This window comes from Sphingopyxis sp. (genome assembly GCF_016704835.1).
Lineage (GTDB): Bacteria > Pseudomonadota > Alphaproteobacteria > Sphingomonadales > Sphingomonadaceae > Sphingopyxis.
In genome coordinates, this window is sequence record NZ_JADIZJ010000001.1 from 742246 (window position 1) to 760044 (window position 17799).

The 17799-nt window shown below is 64.3% G+C and carries 7 protein-coding genes and 1 pseudogene; 6 read left to right on the top strand and 2 right to left on the bottom strand.

The annotated features are described in order from the left end of the window. Positions 1-53 precede the first annotated feature (53 nt). Positions 54-3149 (top strand): bifunctional proline dehydrogenase/L-glutamate gamma-semialdehyde dehydrogenase PutA, encoded by a 3096-nt coding sequence (gene putA, locus IPF76_RS03725; protein ID WP_293839806.1) that lies wholly within the window; start codon positions 54-56, stop codon positions 3147-3149. A 164-nt stretch (positions 3150-3313) separates the two neighbouring features. On the opposite strand, the gene IPF76_RS03730 is transcribed toward putA, so the two are convergent. Further along, entirely contained in the window at positions 3314-4252 is a 939-nt protein-coding gene (locus IPF76_RS03730; protein WP_293839808.1) for a hypothetical protein, read from the bottom strand. 158 nt (positions 4253-4410) lie between these two features. On the opposite strand from IPF76_RS03730, the gene gdhA reads away from it, so the two are divergent. From gdhA to IPF76_RS03755, 5 genes are read left to right on the top strand one after another with little or no spacing between them, the layout of a single operon-like run. Beyond that, positions 4411-5766: an NADP-specific glutamate dehydrogenase gene (gdhA, locus tag IPF76_RS03735; protein ID WP_293839810.1), complete on the top strand. Its 1356-nt coding sequence runs from the start codon at positions 4411-4413 to the stop codon at positions 5764-5766. 40 nt (positions 5767-5806) lie between these two features. Continuing rightward, positions 5807-7261 carry a multiheme c-type cytochrome gene (locus IPF76_RS03740; RefSeq protein WP_293839813.1) on the top strand — a complete coding sequence of 485 codons (1455 nt, stop codon included), beginning with the start codon at positions 5807-5809 and terminating at the stop codon, positions 7259-7261. Positions 7262-7265: 4 nt separating this feature from the next. Next, positions 7266-9245: a heme-binding protein gene (locus IPF76_RS03745; RefSeq protein WP_293839816.1), complete on the top strand. Its 1980-nt coding sequence runs from the start codon at positions 7266-7268 to the stop codon at positions 9243-9245. 3 nt (positions 9246-9248) lie between these two features. Continuing rightward, on the top strand, positions 9249-11180 hold the full coding sequence (locus IPF76_RS03750) for a hypothetical protein (RefSeq protein ID WP_293839819.1): 1932 nt from the start codon (positions 9249-9251) through the stop codon (positions 11178-11180). A gap of 41 nt (positions 11181-11221) precedes the next feature. Further along, positions 11222-15511, top strand: coding sequence for a hypothetical protein (locus IPF76_RS03755; RefSeq protein ID WP_293841906.1), 4290 nt, complete (start codon positions 11222-11224; stop codon positions 15509-15511). Between the two features lie 179 nt (positions 15512-15690). Here the strand turns inward: IPF76_RS03755 and IPF76_RS03760 are convergent. Further along, a pseudogene (locus tag IPF76_RS03760) lies at positions 15691-17785 on the bottom strand (bifunctional (p)ppGpp synthetase/guanosine-3',5'-bis(diphosphate) 3'-pyrophosphohydrolase). Between the last annotated feature and the right edge of the window lie 14 nt (positions 17786-17799).

Consider the following 17799-nt stretch of genomic DNA (forward strand, 5'->3'; position numbering starts at 1 on the left):
TACCGGCTCATAATTGGTCGGATCGCCGCGCCATCCTGCGATATGCTGTCAGCATGACCCAACCCAACGACCGCGCCGCCATCCGCGCCCTCGCCCGCCGCAGCGAAACCGACATCGTCGCCGACCTGCGTAGTGCTCTTGCCACCTCATCCGCCAGCGGCGAAGCCGTAACGCGGCGCGGGCTCGACCTGATCCGCAAGGCGAAGGCGGAAGGCGACCGCGAAACGCTCGTCGCGCAGCTGATGAACCGTTACCGACTGTCGACCGAGGAAGGCGTGGTGCTGATGTGCCTCGCCGAAGCGCTGCTGCGCGTCCCCGATAGCGCGACCGCCAACGCGCTGATCCGCGACAAGATCGCCGGGCGCCATTGGAAGGAAGGCGACGACGAGGATAGCCCGCTGATCGTGGCGCTATCGGCGCGCGGTCTGTCACTCGGGTCGGCGACGCTGATGCTCGATGCGATGGGGAGCAAGGCGAACCCGCTGACCTTGCTCAAATCGATGGTCCGCCGCTCGGGCGAGCCGGTGATCCGCCAGGCGGCGCTTGCGGCGATGAAAATGCTTGGCCAGCAATTCGTTATGGGCGAGACGATCGACGCCGCGGTCAAGCGCGCCGACAAGCAGAAATCGGAACTCGCGAGCTTCGATATGCTCGGCGAAGCGGCGCGGACGGCAGAGGATGCGGCGCGCTATTATGATAGCTACTCCGACGCGATTACCCGCATCGGCCGCGATGCCAAGTCAGGCGATCCGCACGTTAATCACGGCATCTCGATCAAGCTGTCGGCGCTCCACCCGCGCTACGAATGTCTCCAGCGGGGGCGGGTGATCGGCGAACTGGTGCCACGGGTGATCGAACTCGCGAAAGCGGCGCGCGCGGTGAACATCCCGCTGATGATCGACGCCGAGGAAAGCGACCGGCTAGAGCCGCATATGGATGTGTTTGCAGCATTGATCGATGCGGGGATCGCCGACGGCTGGACCGGGCTGGGGATCGTCATCCAGGCGTATCAGAAGCGCGCGCCTGCGGTGATCGACTGGCTGGCGGAGCGCGCCCGCACGCGGGGGGTCAAGCTGTCGATGCGGCTGGTCAAGGGCGCCTATTGGGACACCGAGATCAAGCGCGCGCAGACGCTGGGCTTAAGCGATTTTCCGGTGTTCACCGCCAAGCTCCACACCGACCTCAACTATATGCGCTGCGCCCAGTTGCTGCGCGATTGCCAGGATTGCATCTATCCGGCGTTCGCCAGCCACAATGCGATGACGCTGGCGTTCATCGCCGAATTGTTCGCGGGAACCGATTATGAGCTGCAGCGGCTCCACGGGATGGGCGAGGGTGCGCATGACGCGCTCGTCGCGCTGTTCCCGCCGCCGCGCCCGGTGCGCGTCTATGCCCCCGTCGGCACGCACCGCGACCTGCTTGCTTATCTCGTCCGCCGCTTGCTCGAGAATGGCGCGAACTCCAGCTTCGTACACCAGTTTTCGGACCCCGACGTCAGCGCCGAACAGCTCGCGGTCGATCCACGCAGCGTAGCGAGCACCGCGACGTCAAAGATTGCGACCGGGCTTGACCTGTTTGATCCGGCGCGCCGCAATTCGCGTGGCTATGACCTTGGCGAACCCGGTGTGCCTGAAGCGCTAGTCGCCGCGATCGGTGCGGCTCGGCGCAGCGACCGAGTCGCGGCGCCGCTCGTCGGCGGCGCAGCGCGCGGCGGCGCCGGTGTACCCGTGTACAACCCCGCAACGGGCATCATCGTCGGGCAGGTGATCGAGGCTGATCGTGCCGCGGTCGCCGATGCCGTCGCCGCGGCGCGCAAGGCGCAGGACAATTGGAGCCTCGCGGGGGGCGCCTTCCGCGCCGAACGGCTCGAACGCGCGGCCGACCTGCTCGAAGAGCATGACGCGCTGTTCCTGGGGCTCGCGATCGACGAAGCGGGCAAGACGCTGATCGACGCGATCGCCGAAGTGCGCGAAGCGGTCGATTTCCTACGCTACTATGCGGCGCAAGCGCGCGCCGAATTTACCTATCCGGTGGCGCTGCCGGGCCCAACGGGCGAGCGCAACGAGCTGATGCTCGAGGGCAAGGGCGTGTTCGTGTGCATCAGTCCGTGGAACTTCCCGCTCGCGATCTTCCTCGGGCAGGTCGCGGCAGCGCTCGCGGCGGGCAATAGCGTGCTCGCCAAGCCAGCCGAACAGACACCGCTGATCGCGCATGCCGCGGTTGAGCTGTTGCTCGAAGCAGGGATCCCCGGTGATGTGCTCCACTACCTCCCCGGCCGCGGCGAAACGGTCGGCGCGGCATTGACGGACAACCCCGATATCATCGGCGTCGCCTTCACTGGGTCGACCGAAGTCGCGCGCGCGATCAACCGCGGCCTCGCGATGCGCGACGGTCCGATCGCGACGCTGATCGCGGAAACCGGCGGCGCCAATGCGATGATCGTCGATTCGACGGCGCTCCCCGAGCAGGTTGCGCGCGATGCCGTCGCCTCGGCCTTCCAGTCGGCAGGCCAGCGCTGCTCGGCACTGCGTCTCCTCTGTGTGCAGGAAGATGTTGCCGACACGATGATAGAGATGGTGGCTGGCGCGATGGCCGAACTCAACGTCGGCGATCCGTCGATCCTCGCCACCGACGTCGGTCCGATCATCGACGACGAGGCACAGGCGAACATTGCTGCCTATATTGCCGAAGCGCGCGCCGCGGGCCGGGTAATCGCTGAAGCGGGGCGTACCAACCTGCCTGTTGATGGTCACTTCGTTCCGCCAGTCCTGATCCGGCTAGACCATGTCACCGATCTGAAGCGCGAGATTTTCGGGCCGGTGCTGCATGTCGCGACGTGGAAGGGGGGCGAACTTGACCAGCTCATCGATGCGATCAACGCCTCGGGCTATGGCCTGACGCTCGGCGTTCACACGCGCATCGACGGCGTCGCGGCACATATCGCGGCGCGGGCGCAAGTCGGCAATGTCTATGTCAACCGCAACCAGATCGGCGCGATCGTCGGCTCGCAGCCCTTCGGCGGGCGCGGCCTGTCGGGGACTGGTCCCAAAGCCGGTGGCCCGCATTATCTGCACCGATTTGCCGAGGAAAAGACGATTAGTACCGACATTACTGCGGCGGGCGGCAATGCGGCGCTGATGGCGGGTTAGACGAGTCTCGCACGAAGACACGAAGACTATCCGCTCTCCATTCGCCCTGAGCATGTCGAAGGGCTGATCTTCCTTTTCACTTCGGAAGAAAGAACGGTGCTTCGACAAGCTCGGCACGATCGGGTTGCGACCCTCTTCGTGCTTTCGTGCGAACAGAGTTTATTCTACGCCCCTGGCACACCTAGCAATTGCGCCTGCGCCTTCAACCGCCCCGTAGCCGCGGGGTTCGCCGCTATGCCGTCCTTCAGCGCCTGCGCCGCTTTGGCGGTTTCGCCCAGTGTTATCCGGCTGCGCATGAGCATGATCCAGCGGTCGACGTCGGCGGGGTTGGCTTTCAGTTTCGCCTCCAGCCCGCTCACCATCCCCTCGATCATCTGGTCCTGTTGCCCCTTGGGCAGTTGCGACGCCGCCTCCATGTCGGACCGGCTCGGCCCCGGAATCGCCCGCGCGGCGACGGGCATTTCGTCGGCGGCCAGCGGGCGCGCTTGCGTGCGCGCGAGGCGGCTGGTGACGTCGATCTTGTGGATCTGTCCGACCTGTTCAATCGTGCGGCGCAGGTCCGCCTCCCACGGCGCGCCCTGCGGCGTGTCGGCGAGCAGCGCGAACCAGTCGTTGATCGCGCCGTGATGGTCACCGCCGATGTCCTTCTTGACCGCGAGGAAATAGCGCGCGCGCGGGTCTTTGGCATCGAGCGCGATGGCCTTATCGAACGCGGCGAGCGCGGCGGCGGGCATCGGGTCGCTGTCGCTGCCCATCACCCGCGCCTCGCCCAGCGCCGACCATAGCCCCGCCGACTCGGGCGAAAGCACGGTCGCTTTCTCATAGGCCGCGGCGGCGCCGGCAAAATTGCTGAGGTCGAAGCGCGCCGCGCCTAGCGCTGTCCACGCCTCGGCACTGTTCGGCTCGCTCTTGGTGCGCGCCTCGAGAGCCGCAAGCTGGTCGGAGGGCCCGGCGGCGTTTTGCGCCGCCGGAATGGCACCCGAAGGCGCAGAATCGCGCCAGATCGCGTAGCCGATCGCCGCCGCAAGCAGCACGAAGGCGGCTATCAAGATCGCGCGGTTGGTGCCGGTCATGCCGCCGATCATGCTCTTGGTGTCGCTCATTTTTGCCCCTTGGTGCGGCCTGTGAAAAAATGCCGCCTATGCGCGCTGTCATATTGCCTTTGCTTGGCGATGGTGTAGCCTTTGACATACAAGGTCGGTCAACGATTAAAATCGTCGGGGTCGCACCGGCTTTCCCAGTCATACCAGGGGAGGGGTGCATGGCAGTTTCGGATCACGTCGATTTTTCGACGTTCATGGAAGGCGTAAAGAAGCGTAACCCGGGGCAGCCCGAGTTCGTGCAGGCAGTTCAGGAAGTATCGGAAGATATTTTCGATTTCATCGCCGACAAGGAAGAATATCACGCGCAGCAGATATTGCGGCGCATTGCCGAACCCGACCGCGTCGTGTCGTTCCGCGTCTGCTGGGAAGACGATAATGGCAATATTCGCGTCCAGCGCGGCTGGCGTGTCCAGAACAACAATGCCATCGGCCCGTACAAGGGCGGCATCCGTTTCCACCCGTCGGTCACCGAATCGGTGCTCAAATTCTTGGCGTTCGAACAGACGTTCAAGAATGCGCTGACCGGGCTGCCGATGGGCGGCGGCAAGGGCGGGTCGAACTTCAACCCCAAAGGCAAGAGCGTGCGCGAGATCATGCGCTTTTGCCAAAGCTTCATGACCGAATTGTATCGCCACATCGGCGCCGACATCGACGTGCCCGCGGGCGATATCGGGGTCGGCGGTCGCGAAATCGGCTTTATGTTCGGCCAGTATAAGCGGATCACCAACGAATTTACCGGGGTGCTGACCGGCAAAGGTCTCGAATGGGGCGGTTCGCTGATCCGCACCGAAGCGACCGGCTATGGCGCGGTTTATTTCCTCGCCAACATGCTCGCGGCGAAGGGGCAGGATCTGGTCGGAAAGACCGCGGTGATTTCGGGATCGGGCAATGTCGCGACGCATGCCGCGGAAAAGATTGTCCAGCTCGGCGGCAAGGTGCTGACCCTGTCCGATTCGGGCGGCTTCATCCACGATCCCGACGGCATCGATCAGGAAAAGATCAATTGGGTCAAGACGCACAAGACCCATCGCCGCGGCCGGATCGAGGAATATTGCGACGAGTTCAAGAGCGCGAGCTTCACCGCGGGCAAGACGCCGTGGGGGGTCAAATGCGACGTCGCTTTGCCGTGCGCGACGCAGAACGAGCTGCTCGGCGACGATGCGCGCGAACTGGTCAAGAACGGCTGCATCGCGGTCAGCGAGGGTGCGAACATGCCGACGAACCTGGAAGGCGTGCATGTCTTCAAGGATGCGAAGATCATGTTCGCGCCGGGCAAGGCCGCCAACGCAGGCGGCGTCGCGGTGTCGGGTCTCGAAATGAGCCAGAACAGCGGACGCCGCAGCTGGAGCGAGCCCGAACTGCAACAGATGCTGAAAGACATCATGGACGGCATCCACAAAAGCTGCATCACTTATGGTGATCAGGGTGGCGGCTATATCGACTATGTGAAGGGCGCGAACATCGGCGGCTTCAAGAAAGTGGCTGACGCGATGCTGGCGTTCGGGGTGGTTTAGGCGCAAAAGCGTCCAGCCGGGAAATAAGGGGACTCTGGGCATGACGACCGACGCGATTTCGGGGCGCGGCGCGCGACCGTGGGCGGCCATCACGGCGTTCGCGGCGCTGCTGCTTGCGCTCGCGATCGCGGCGTTTGTCGTTGCTCCGCCTGCTCGCTCGCAGGGCGAGCCCGGCGCGCGTTATACCGGCGTTGCCTCGTGCGCCGGATCGACCTGCCACGGCCGGATGGAGGGCGACGGGACCGTCGTGCGCCAGGACGAGTTGATGAAATGGCAGGAGCCCTCGACCCCCGGCGGCGCGCACAGCCGCGCGTGGGCGGTGCTCAGCAACAACCGCAGCCAGTTTATCGCGCGCAATCTGGGGCTCGGTGATCCCGCTACCGCACAGATGTGCATCGGTTGCCACGCAACTGCCGGGGCGGTCGCCGCCAAGGGCGCGATGCGTGGCAGCGTGCCGACCGAAGACGGCGTCGGCTGCGAATCATGCCATGGCCCCGCGGGCGGCTGGATCGCCAGCCACTACGCCGGGGTCGGCACCAACGCGAATCCCGACGCCGAAATGCGCGACAAGCATCTCGCCAACCTGTCGGCAGGCCTGAAAAAGCTCGAGGATCCAGTGGTGCGCGCCGGCGTATGCGTCGATTGCCATTTCGGGTCGGCCAGCGACGGTCAGTTCGTCACCCACCGCATCATGGCCGCGGGCCATCCGCGCATCGCCTTCGAACTCGACCTCTTCTCCTCGCTCCAGGCGCATCATCAGGAGGACGCCGATTACGGCTGGCGCAAATTCGGTTCGGCGACCGGTCGCACCGACCATGTCCAGATGTGGGCGGTCGGGCAGGCAACCGCGATCGAACGCAGCCTGGCGCTGTTCCAGTCGCGGCGCGGGACCGAGGGGATGTTCCCCGAATTCTATTTCCTCGATTGCCACAGCTGCCACCGCCGCATCTTCGACCAGGCGAAGCCTGTGAAGACGAGCATGGACAATCCGGGGCGCGACATCCCCGAGGGCATGCCGCCGTATAATGACGAAAATCTGATTATGCTCGCCGCCGCCGCGCGGCTTGCCGCCCCCGCGCTCGCCGATCAGCTCGCAGCGCGCACGGCAACCTTCCACAGGGCGATGGCGACCGATCGTCCCAGCGCGGCGGCAGCCGCGGCGCAGCTGGGGCAGACCGTCGCGGCGCTCAAGAACGCGTTCGCGGCGCGCAGTTTTTCGGGCACCGACGCCTTTGCGATGGTCGACGCGATCTCGGCGAAGGCGATCGGTGATCGCTTCACCGACTATTCGGGATCGCAGCAGGCGGTGATGGGGGTCGATACCCTGCTCAACGCGATGGTGTCGTCGGGGCGCGTCACCGTCGGCGCCGCCGCGGGCATCCGCGGCGACATCGACCGCGCTTATGCCGCGGTGAAGGATCCCAACGCCTATAAGCCTGCCGAATTTCAGGCCTCGTTCGGCAGTGCGGTGCGCGCGATCCGGGCGCTGCGGTAAGATCATGCGAAACAAACCTCATCTGTTCCGCTCGGCGGCCTTTGCCGCGATGGGGGGGCTGCTGCTTGCATCATGCGGCGGCGGTGGCGGCGGTACCCCGACGCCCAGCCCCACCCCGACCCCCGCACCGACCCCAACCCCGACGGGCGGGCTCTATACGCCGCCTGCTGCCGAAGCGCTGACCACCAGCGACGTCGAGCGCGTCCTCGCCCAGGCCATCGCGGAAGCGCAGGCGCGCAGCCTGCCGTCGGTGATCGCGGTGACCGACCGCGTCGGCAACGTGCTCGGCGTCTTCCGCATGACCGGCGCGGGCGCCACCGCAACGACGTCCGCGGCGCCGAACGGCGTGAATATCGACGCGCAGAACGTCACCTTCCCTGCCGAGGGCGGCGCGATCGCCAAGGCGGTGACGGGGGCGTATCTGTCGAGCGGCGGCAATGCCTTTTCGACCCGCACCGCCAGCCAGATCGTCCAGGAGCATTTCCCGCCCGCGCCGACCACCGTTGGGCTGGAGAGCGGACCCTTGTTCGGGGTGCAGTTCAGCCAGTTGCCGTGCAGCGACCTGTCGGCGCGCTTCGGCGCCGCGGGCGGCGCGGCGCTGATCGGCCCGAAACGCTCGCCGCTCGGCCTCGCTGCCGATCCGGGCGGGCTGCCGCTCTACAAAAATGGCGTCCTCGTCGGCGGCATCGGGGTGATGGGCGACGGCATTTATGGCAGCGACCCCAATATCCTCGACGTCGACAACGACCCCGAAGAGTTCATCGCGCTTGCGGGCACGCGCGGGTTCGAGGCACCCCCGACGATCACCGCTGACAAGATCACCGTCGATGGAACGAGCTTGCGCTTTTCGGATGCGACCTTTGCCGGGGTGATGACCAGCGGCAGCGCCAGCTTTGCCAGTCTCAACGGCAGCGCGGGCAGCCTTGTAGCGGTGATCGGCTATGCCAATGCCGCGATCACCGCGGGGACCGCCTATGGCAGCGAAGCGTCCGGCATCCGCGCTTCGACCGCCGCCGAATTCTCGAACCGCGATGCCTTTGTCCTGACCGACGGTAGCGGTGCGAACCGCTATCCACTGCGCGCCGGAACCGACGGCGCGACCAACAGCGCGCCGCTGACGCAGGCCGAGGCGCGCGCGGTGCTCGAAGAGGCGTTCACGGTGATGAGCCGGGCGCGCGCGCAGATCCGCCGCCCGCTCGACAGCCGCGCGCAGGTGACGATCAGCATCGTCGACACACACGGATCGGTGCTGGGTATCGTGCGGTCGCCCGATGCACCGATCTTCGGCACCGACGTCAGCCTGCAAAAGGCGCGCACAGCAGCCTTTTTCTCGGGCGCGCAGGCGGGGACCGAGCTCACCGCCAATGCCAGCGCCGACATTCGCCAGTTTGTCCCCGCGACGCGCACCTTCCTGAACAATCCCGCCGCGCTCACTGGCACGATCGCTTTCTCCGACCGCGCCAATGGCAACCTTTCGCGCCCCTATTTCCCCGATGGCGAGGTCGGGCGTCCGCAGGGGCCGCTGTCGCGCCCGATCGCGCAGTTCAATCCCTTCTCGACCGGGCTGCAATCGGCGCTGATCATCGGCAATCTCGGTTCGCATCTGGGTTTTGTGTCGGGCGCCAGTCCCACCGATACGGCCGCGCGTTGCACGACGCTGCCCGACGTCGCGGCGGGCCAGAACCGGCTGCAGAACGGCATCCAGATTTTTCCGGGCTCGGTCCCCATCTATCGCGGCAATCAACTGGTCGGCGCAATCGGCGTTTCGGGGGATGGGATCGATCAGGACGACATGATCAGCTTCCTCGGTGCGCACAACGGCGGAGCGCGCGTCGGCGGTATCGGCAATGCGCCCAAGGGGATCCGCGCCGACAATGTTGTCGTCACGCTCGCCGATAATCGCACCGTGCGACTGCGTTACATCAGCTGCCCCTTCGCGCCGTTCCTCGACACGTCGACCCAAAATGTCTGCGACGGGCTGTAGGCGATGATGGGGGGGGGCAGTCTTTGGCCAATCATCGCAAGCCTGGCGGCGCAGGGCACGCCGGGGGGTGAGGTGCCTCCGCCGCCGCCCGCGCCTGACGAGCCCCCGATCGCAGGGGATATCGCCGCCGCCGAGCAGCCTGGCGACGAGCTCATCCCGCCGCCGCCGCCGGTCGACTGGCAGGATGTACTGAAGGACGATCTGGTCACCCAGATCATCGATGGCCGTCGCCGTCCCGGCTATCGCCCCGACCTGCCCGACCAGCTCAGTCAGGACAATGTCGGCGCGCTGCGTCCACCCCCGCCGCAGGCGTTCCCGGGGATGGAGGACCAGTTGCCGGTTCCTGACCGCTGGCGGCTGATCGAGAGCCTGGGGGTGGTCAAGGAACGCTGGTTCGATCCCTACCACCAGAACACCTACAAGGGCGACCGCGCGATCGACCGCAGCAAGGTGCCATGGTTACCGATCAAGGGTGACGACTGGTTTGTCGTCGCCAACGCGGTGTCCGACACCGTGTTCGAACCGCGCACCTTCCCGATCCCGGTCGGAGTCCAGACGACCGAGCGCCCGGGCAGTCTCGACGTGTTCGGCAAGGACCGCAGTTTTGTGTTCGCCCAGACCTTCATCGTCGGCGCGGCGTTGATCAAGGGCTCGACCGCGTTCAAGCCGCCTGACATCGAATATCGCGTCACCCTTGCCTATCAGGCCAATTATGTCGGCGTCCCCGAACGGCGCGTCCTCGACGTGCGCCCGTCGAAGGCGAGTCATCGCTATGACTCGTTCCTCGGCGTGCAGGAACTGTTCGTCGACAAGCATCTCGGCAACACGTCCGACCGCTTTGACTTCTATTCGGTGCGGCTCGGCATCCAGCCATTCCAGAGCGATTTTCGCGGCTTCCTGTTCAACGACAGCCAGCTCGGCATCCGGCTGTTCGGCAACCGCGACAACAACCGTTTCCAGTATAATCTCGCGGCCTTCTGGCGGCTCGAGAAGGACACCAATTCGGGTCTGAACGATATTACCCAGACCCCGCGCGACGATTTCATCCTCACTGCCAACCTCTATCGCCAGGATTTCCCGGTCGTCGGGCTGACCAGCCAGGTCAGCGTGACCTATAATATGAACCGCGAAAAGAACGACGTGCAGATCGACCATAACGGCTTTCCGGTGCGCCCGGCGCTGCTCGGCGACCTGCGCGGGCGCGAATATGACGTGGTTTATCTGGGCTACAGCGCCGACGGGCGGATCGGACGGATCAACCTGACCGCGAGCTTCTATGCGGCGCTCGGTGAGGATCGGAACAGCTTTTTCACCAGCAAACCCGCCCAGATTCGCGCGGGCTTCGGCGCGGTGGAACTGAGCTATGACCATGACTGGATGCGCTTTCGCCTCTCCGGCCTCTACGCGACCGGCGACGGCGACCCATATAATAACACCGAAGGCGGCTTCGACGCGATCTTTGAAAACCCGATCTTCGGCGGCGCCGACACCAGTTACTGGATCCGCCAGACGATCCCCTTTGCCGGCGGCGGCCGCGCGGTCGCCATCAACGGCCGCAACGGCATCCTGAACTCGCTGCGCTCGTCGAAAGAAGAGGGACAGTCGAACTTCAACAATCCGGGCACCGTCTTCGTCGGTGTCGGGGCCGATTTCGACCTGAGCCCCGAATTTCGTGTCAGCGCCAACGCCAATCATCTGTGGTTCGAGAATACCTCGAGCCTGCAGGTGCTGCGCAGCGAAGGATCGATCCCCAAGGATATCGGCTTCGACCTGTCGGTCGCGACGATCTGGCGGCCGAAGGCGACGCAGAACATCGTCGGTCGGCTCAGCGGCGCGGTACTGCTGCCCGGCAAAGGCTTCAAAGACCTGTTCGATAACAAGCAGAAGAACGACGCCTATGTGTCGATCCTCGCCAATATGATTTTGAGTTTTTGATGATGATGCGCAAACTCTTCGCCCTGCTTGCCTTCCTCACGATGTGCGCCGCCTTTGGCGCCAGCGTCGGGCGCGCCGCCGAGGAAGAAAAGCCGCTCAAGATCACCTATCGCTTCACACCCCCCGCCCCGCGCGAGCAGAGCGAGGCCGACGTCAGCGCCAAGTCCGAAGGCTGTTACAGCTGCCACACGCGTACCGACCAGCCGTCGATGCACGCGACCCCCGCGGTACGGCTTGGGTGCACCGACTGTCATGGCGGCGACGCGAGCCAGGTCGGCACCCCCAGCCTCGGCTACCAGCATCCGACGAACAAGGCTGTTATGGCGCTCGCGCATCCGCAGCCGACCTTGCCCGGCGCGTGGCACGACAGCTCAGCGAACCCGCAGCGCAGCTACACCTTGCTCAACAAGGAATCGCCCGAATTCATCCGTTTCGTGAACCCCAGCGATTACCGCGTCGCGCGCGAGGCGTGCGGGGCGTGCCACCTTGAGGTGATCGAGGCAACCGAACGCTCGCTGATGTCAACCTCGGCGATGCTGTGGGGCGGGGCGGCGTATAACAATGGCATTGTGCCGTATAAAAATTACGTGTTTGGAGAGGCTTATACGCGCACCGGCGAACCGGCGTGCATCCTCTCCCCGTCGTCGCGGCTCACCGCCAAGGAATATAAGGAAGCGTGCAAGCCGAGCTTCGGGTTCGACAAGATTTTGACCGACGACGAGAAAAAGCGCGGGGCGCTCGCCAAAATGTATCCGCTGCCGCGCTGGAGCGTGATCCCGCCGGGCGACGTGTTCCGCGTCTTCGAGCGCGGCGGGCGCAACATCGCCACGCAATTTCCCGAAATCGGCCTGCCCAACCCGACCGGCAGCATCCAGCGCCTCGAGGAGCCCGGGCGTCCCGACCTCAAACAGTCGAACCGCGGTCCCGGCACGGGGTTGCGCGTCGCGATCCCGGTGCTCAACATCCATAAGACACGCCTCAACGATCCGCTGATGTGGTTCATGGGGACCAACGACCAGCCGGGCGATTATCGCCATTCGGGCTGTTCGGGCTGCCACGTCGTCTATGCCAACGACCGCGAGCCGCGCCACAGTCTGACCTATGCCAAGTTCGGCCGCGACGGTGAGACCGACACCGTCGATCCGACGATCCGCGAGAAATTGCGGGCGGGCGGCGACAGCCATGGGGCAGAGAAAAGGCCGGCGGGCGGCGATCATTTGGAGACGTCGCATATGGCGCCCGACGACGGCTTTGTTGGCGGGACCGGACATGGCGGGTTGATCGATCCGGCAGCCGCGACCGCCGGGGCGCCGCAACGCGAGCCGCGTCCGCGCCGCGAATCGGGGCATCCGATCAGCCACGCCTTCACCCGTGCGATCCCGACGTCGCAGTGCATGACGTGCCATATGCACCAGCCGAACATCTTCCTGAACTCGTACTTGGGCTACACGATGTGGGACTATGAATCGGACGCGCCGCAGTTGTGGCCCGGTCCCGATAATAGCGCGCCTCGACCGTCGGGGATGAGCGATGAGGAGTATCAGAAGACATACAAGCAGCAGCGCTATCCAACCGCTGCCGAGGTCCATCAGGTGCTCGAACGCAATCCCGAAGGCGCGGCACCGCGCGGGCTATGGGCCGATGTCGAGTTCCTGCGCGACGTGTATGACGTCAACGACAGCAACAAGGACACACAGTTCGCCGATTATCACGGCCATGGCTGGAACTTCCGCGGCATCTTCAAGCGCGACCGCGAAGGCAATCTGCTGAACGCCGACGGCAATATGTCGACCTATGGCACGGATACCGCGAACATCGTCAACCCGAAGGATCCCGAAAAATGGCGCAAAAGCTGTAGCCACTACAGTGAGCCGAAGGAGCGTGACCTCTGCCTGGCGAGCGCCGATCCGGACAAGCCCGGGGTCGAGGGCAAATTCGTGCCGCCCGGCATCAACCCCGGCAAGGCGGTCCATATGATGGACATCCACGCCGAAAAGGGCATGCAATGCGCCGATTGTCATTTCGCCCAGGACGCGCATGGCAATGGCTATATACAAGGCGAAGTCGCGAACGCGGTCGAGATAAGCTGCAAGGATTGCCACGGCACCGCCGATGCCTTCCCGAACCTGCTCACGTCGAATGTCGCGGCACGGCCGCAGGGCAATAATCTGGCGCTGCTGCGCAATCCCGACGGGCGCCGCCGTTTCGAATTCCAGTATAACGACGATGCCGAAGTCATCGGGCTGATCCAGCGCTCGATCGTTGATCCCAAACTCGAATGGCAGGTCAGTCTGGTCAAGCAGGCTGTGACCCCGGGGCCGCATTTCAACGCCAAGGCGGCGCGCGCGAAGCTGATGGCGCGCGCCAGCAGCGATGACGGCAAGTTCGAATGGGGCCCGGGGGTCGCGACGGAAGACCGCGCGCACGGCGACGACAAGATGACCTGCTTCACCTGTCACTTGTCGTGGACGACGAGCTGCGGCGGTTGCCATTTGCCAATCGAGGCGAACTGGAAAACCAAGATGCACCATTTTGAGGGGGAAGAGACGCGCAATTTCGCGACCTACAACCCGCAGGTGGCGCGCGACGAGATGTTCCAGCTTGGCCGCCACCAGCTCACCAAGCCCGGCGAACCCGGTCCAAACGGCGAGGCTCGCGGCATCATTACCCCCGTCCGCTCGACCTCGGCGCTGATCCTTTCGTCGACGAACATCAACCGAGAGCGCATCTATGTACAGCAGCCCCCAATTTCTTCGGCGGGCTTTTCGAGTCAGGCGTTCGCGCCGCATTTCCCGCACACCGTGCGCCGTTCGGAAACCAAACAGTGCAGCGACTGCCATCTCTCCGCCGCCGACGATAATAATGCGATCATGGCGCAGCTGAATCTGCTCGGCACCAATTTCGTCAACTTCGTCGGCCTCAACGTCTGGTCGGGGATGGAGGATGGCTTTCAGGCGACGCGCGTCACCGAATGGGACGAGCCGCAGGCGGTGATCGGCAGCTATCTTCAGAAATATGCCTATCCCGATTTTTGGAAGTTGCACGTCGAGCAGAACGGGCGCGAGCTGAAGAATTGGGTGCGCGGCAAGACCTTCGACAAAAAAGGATCGGGCGAAACCCATGCGCTCGAAGAGTTCGCCAATATCGTCCAGGACACCAGCGGGCGGGTGAACTGCCTGCAGCAGCGCGGTGAATATATGTTCGTCGCCGAGGGCCGCGGCGGTTTCCGTGTCTATGACGTCGCCTCGATCGGCAACAAGGGCTTTTCCGAACGCATCATCCGCGCGCCCTTCTCGGCGCTCGGACACGACACGCATGTGAAGACCAGGAACGCGACCTGCATGGCGATTGCGACGACCCAGCCGATCAGCGTCAGCCGCAACGAGAATATCGTGAAGAATTTCCCCGAGAACCACGAACAGGTGATGCACGACATCTACCGTTATGCGGTGATCACGGACAGCGTCGAGGGGCTGGTGCTCGTCGACATCGACACGATGGCCGACGCCGAATTCCGCAACAACAAGCTGACGCGCGCGCTGACCTGGAACGAGGGCAATGTGCTGGCGGGGGCGCGGCATGTGACGCTGGCAGGCAGCATGGCCTATATCACCACCGATGCCGGGCTTGTCGTGCTCGACTTGTCGACGCCGCTCCAGCCCAAGGTGACGGCGCAGCTGCCGCTGACCGACGCGCGCGCCAGCGCGGTGCAGTTCCGTTATCTTTGGGTCACCGATGCCGAGGGGGTGAAGCTGTTCGATGTCACCAATCTCGCGCAGCCGGTCGCGGTACCCGAGGGGACCGTTCGGCTGGCCAATGCGCGCAAAATCTATCTTGCGCGGACCTACATGTATGTCGCGGCCAAGTCCGACGGGCTGGTCATCGTCGATGTGACGCGCCCCGCGGCGCCGATCGTCTGGCCGGGCCTGACCTTTGGCGGTGCGATGACCGATGCCGAGGACGTCATCGTCGCATCGACCAATGCGTCGCTGTTCGGTTACGTCGCCGACGGGCGCGGCGGCATCAAGGTGCTCCAGCTGACCAGTCCCGACAATCCCGGCCTCTATGGCTTCTCGCCCAAACCGACTCCCGAACTGATCGCCTGGGCCAAGACCCCGTCGCCGGCGCTGGCGCTGTCGAAGGGTCTCGACCGCGACCGCGGTGTCGACGAGACCGGCGGGCAGATGGCGGTGTTCGGGCGTCTGGGCTCGCGGCCGTTCACCCGGCCCGAGATGGAGAAGCTGTTCCTGAACAGCAAGGGGCTCGTGTACAAGGTCCGCGATGAAGTCGATCAGAGCGGCTGGCGGCCGCCGCTGCTGTACGCTAATTGATGGCTAAGGCGGCTGACGACCATATGCGGGCCTCCACGGTCGTCATCCCGGATTTGATCCGGGATCAATCCGCTCACTCAGTATAAGCCAGTGCAAGGGATCGTCGGCTCCGGATCAAGTCCGGGGTGACGAGAACACGAGAGCAGTGATCCGCCCCAGGGCGGACGCCGCTGTCCCGCCTAGAGCCGCTCGGCCTGGACCACGGTGTCCGAAGCGCGCAGCGCCGACAAAATCCGCATCACATGATGGACGTCGCGCACTTCAACGACGACGTCATAGGTGTGAAACCCGCCCTCGCGGTTCGACAGCCGCAAATTGGTGATATTCGCCGAATTGGCGGCCAAAATGCCTGACATTTCGGCAAGCGTACCGGGTTCGTTCAAGATGACGATGCACAGCCGCGCATTGCCGCCCTCGCTGTCCTCCTGCCACCTCAGGTCGATCCAGTCGGCATCGACCCCGTCGGCCAGGCTGGGGCAGTCGATGACATGCACTTCGATGCCCTCGCTCGGCCGCGCCAGCCCGACGATGCGGTCGCCGGGGACGGGGTGGCAGCAATCGGCGAGCTGGTATGCGACGCCGGGGGTCAGTCCGGCGATCGACACCGCAGCGCCTTGTCCCAACTTGCCAGGCTTGGCCTTCATTTCGGCAGTGATCCCGGGCACTAAGGCTTCGAGCACCATATTGTCGGTGAGCCGCTGCTTGGCGATCGCGACATAAAGCGCGGCGTCGCTGTCGAGCTTGAGGCGGGTCAGCGCCGCCGCGCGCGCCTTGTCGCCGATCTTGTTCGGCAGACGCAGCGCGATTTCGTCGTACATCTTGCGGCCCAGCGCAGCGAGTTCGACCTTTTCCTTGGACCGCACATGGCGGCGGATCGCGGCGCGCGCCTTGCCGGTGACCGCAAAGCCCAGCCATGCTGGCTGCGGGGTCTGTTTGTCGGATGACAGGATCTCGACGGTATCGCCGTTGCTCAGCTGGGTGCGCAGCGGCACCAGTCGTCCGTTGACCTTTGCCCCGACGGTGCGGTCGCCCAGCCCAGTGTGCACGGCATAGGCAAAATCGACCGGGGTCGCACCTTTGGGCAGCTGGTGCAGGCTGCCCTTGGGGGTGAAGGCAAAGATACGATCCTGGTACATCGCGATGCGTGTGTTTTCGAGGAACTCCTCGGGATCGTTCGTCTGCTCCAGAATTTCGATGAGGTCGCGGATCCACCCCGCTTGGCCGTCGGGGGGCGGTGCCGCCCTGCTTATATGCCCAATGCGCCGCGAAGCCGAATTCGGACTGCTGGTGCATGCCCAGGCTGCGGATCTGAATTTCGATCCGCATATTCTGCTGGTGCATGATCGTGGTGTGCAGTGATTTATAACCGTTGCGTTTGGGGGTCGAAATATAATCCTTGAAACGTCCTGGGACCATTTTCCATTTGCGGTGGATCAACCCGAGCGCGGCGTAGCAATCGGCGTCGGTCGGGGTGACGATACGAAACGCGATGATGTCGGTGACCTGTTCGAAACTGACATGGCGCTCCTGCATCTTGCGCCAGATCGAATAAGGATGTTTTTCCCGCCCCGACACATCGGCCTCGATGCCGTTTTTGGCGAGCAGCTCCTTGAAATCGCGGCTGATCCCCGCAACCTTGTCCTTACCGCCTGCGGTCAGCTTGGCAAGGCGGCCGGTGATTGTGGCATAGGCTTCGGGCTCGAGCTCACTGAACGCGAGTAACTGCATCTCGCGCATATATTCATACATGCCAATCCGCTCAGCAAGCGGGGCATAGATATCCATCGTCTCCTTGGCGATGCGCCGCCGTTTTTCGGGGTTCTGGATAAAATGCAGCGTCCGCATATTGTGCAATCGGTCGGCAAGCTTGACCAGCAGCACGCGAATGTCGTCGGACATGGCGAGCAGGAATTTGCGCAGATTTTCAGCGGCGCGTTCATTCTCGGTCTGCGCTTCGATCTTCGATAGCTTGGTCACCCCGTCGACCAGCCGACCGACGTCGGCGCCGAACAGCCGCTCGATCTCCTCAGGCGTGGTCAGCGTGTCCTCTAGCGTGTCATGGAGCAGCGCGGTGACGATGGTTTCGCAGTCGAGGTGCAAGTCGGTCAAAATCCCCGCAACCTCGACCGGATGGCTGAAATAGGGATCGCCCGAAGCGCGTTTCTGGCTGCCATGTTTCTGGACGGTGAACACATAGGCGCGGTTGAGCAGCGCCTCGTCGCAATCGGGATCATAAGCGCGCACGCGCTCGACAAGTTCATATTGGCGCAGCATCGCGTCCAATGTCG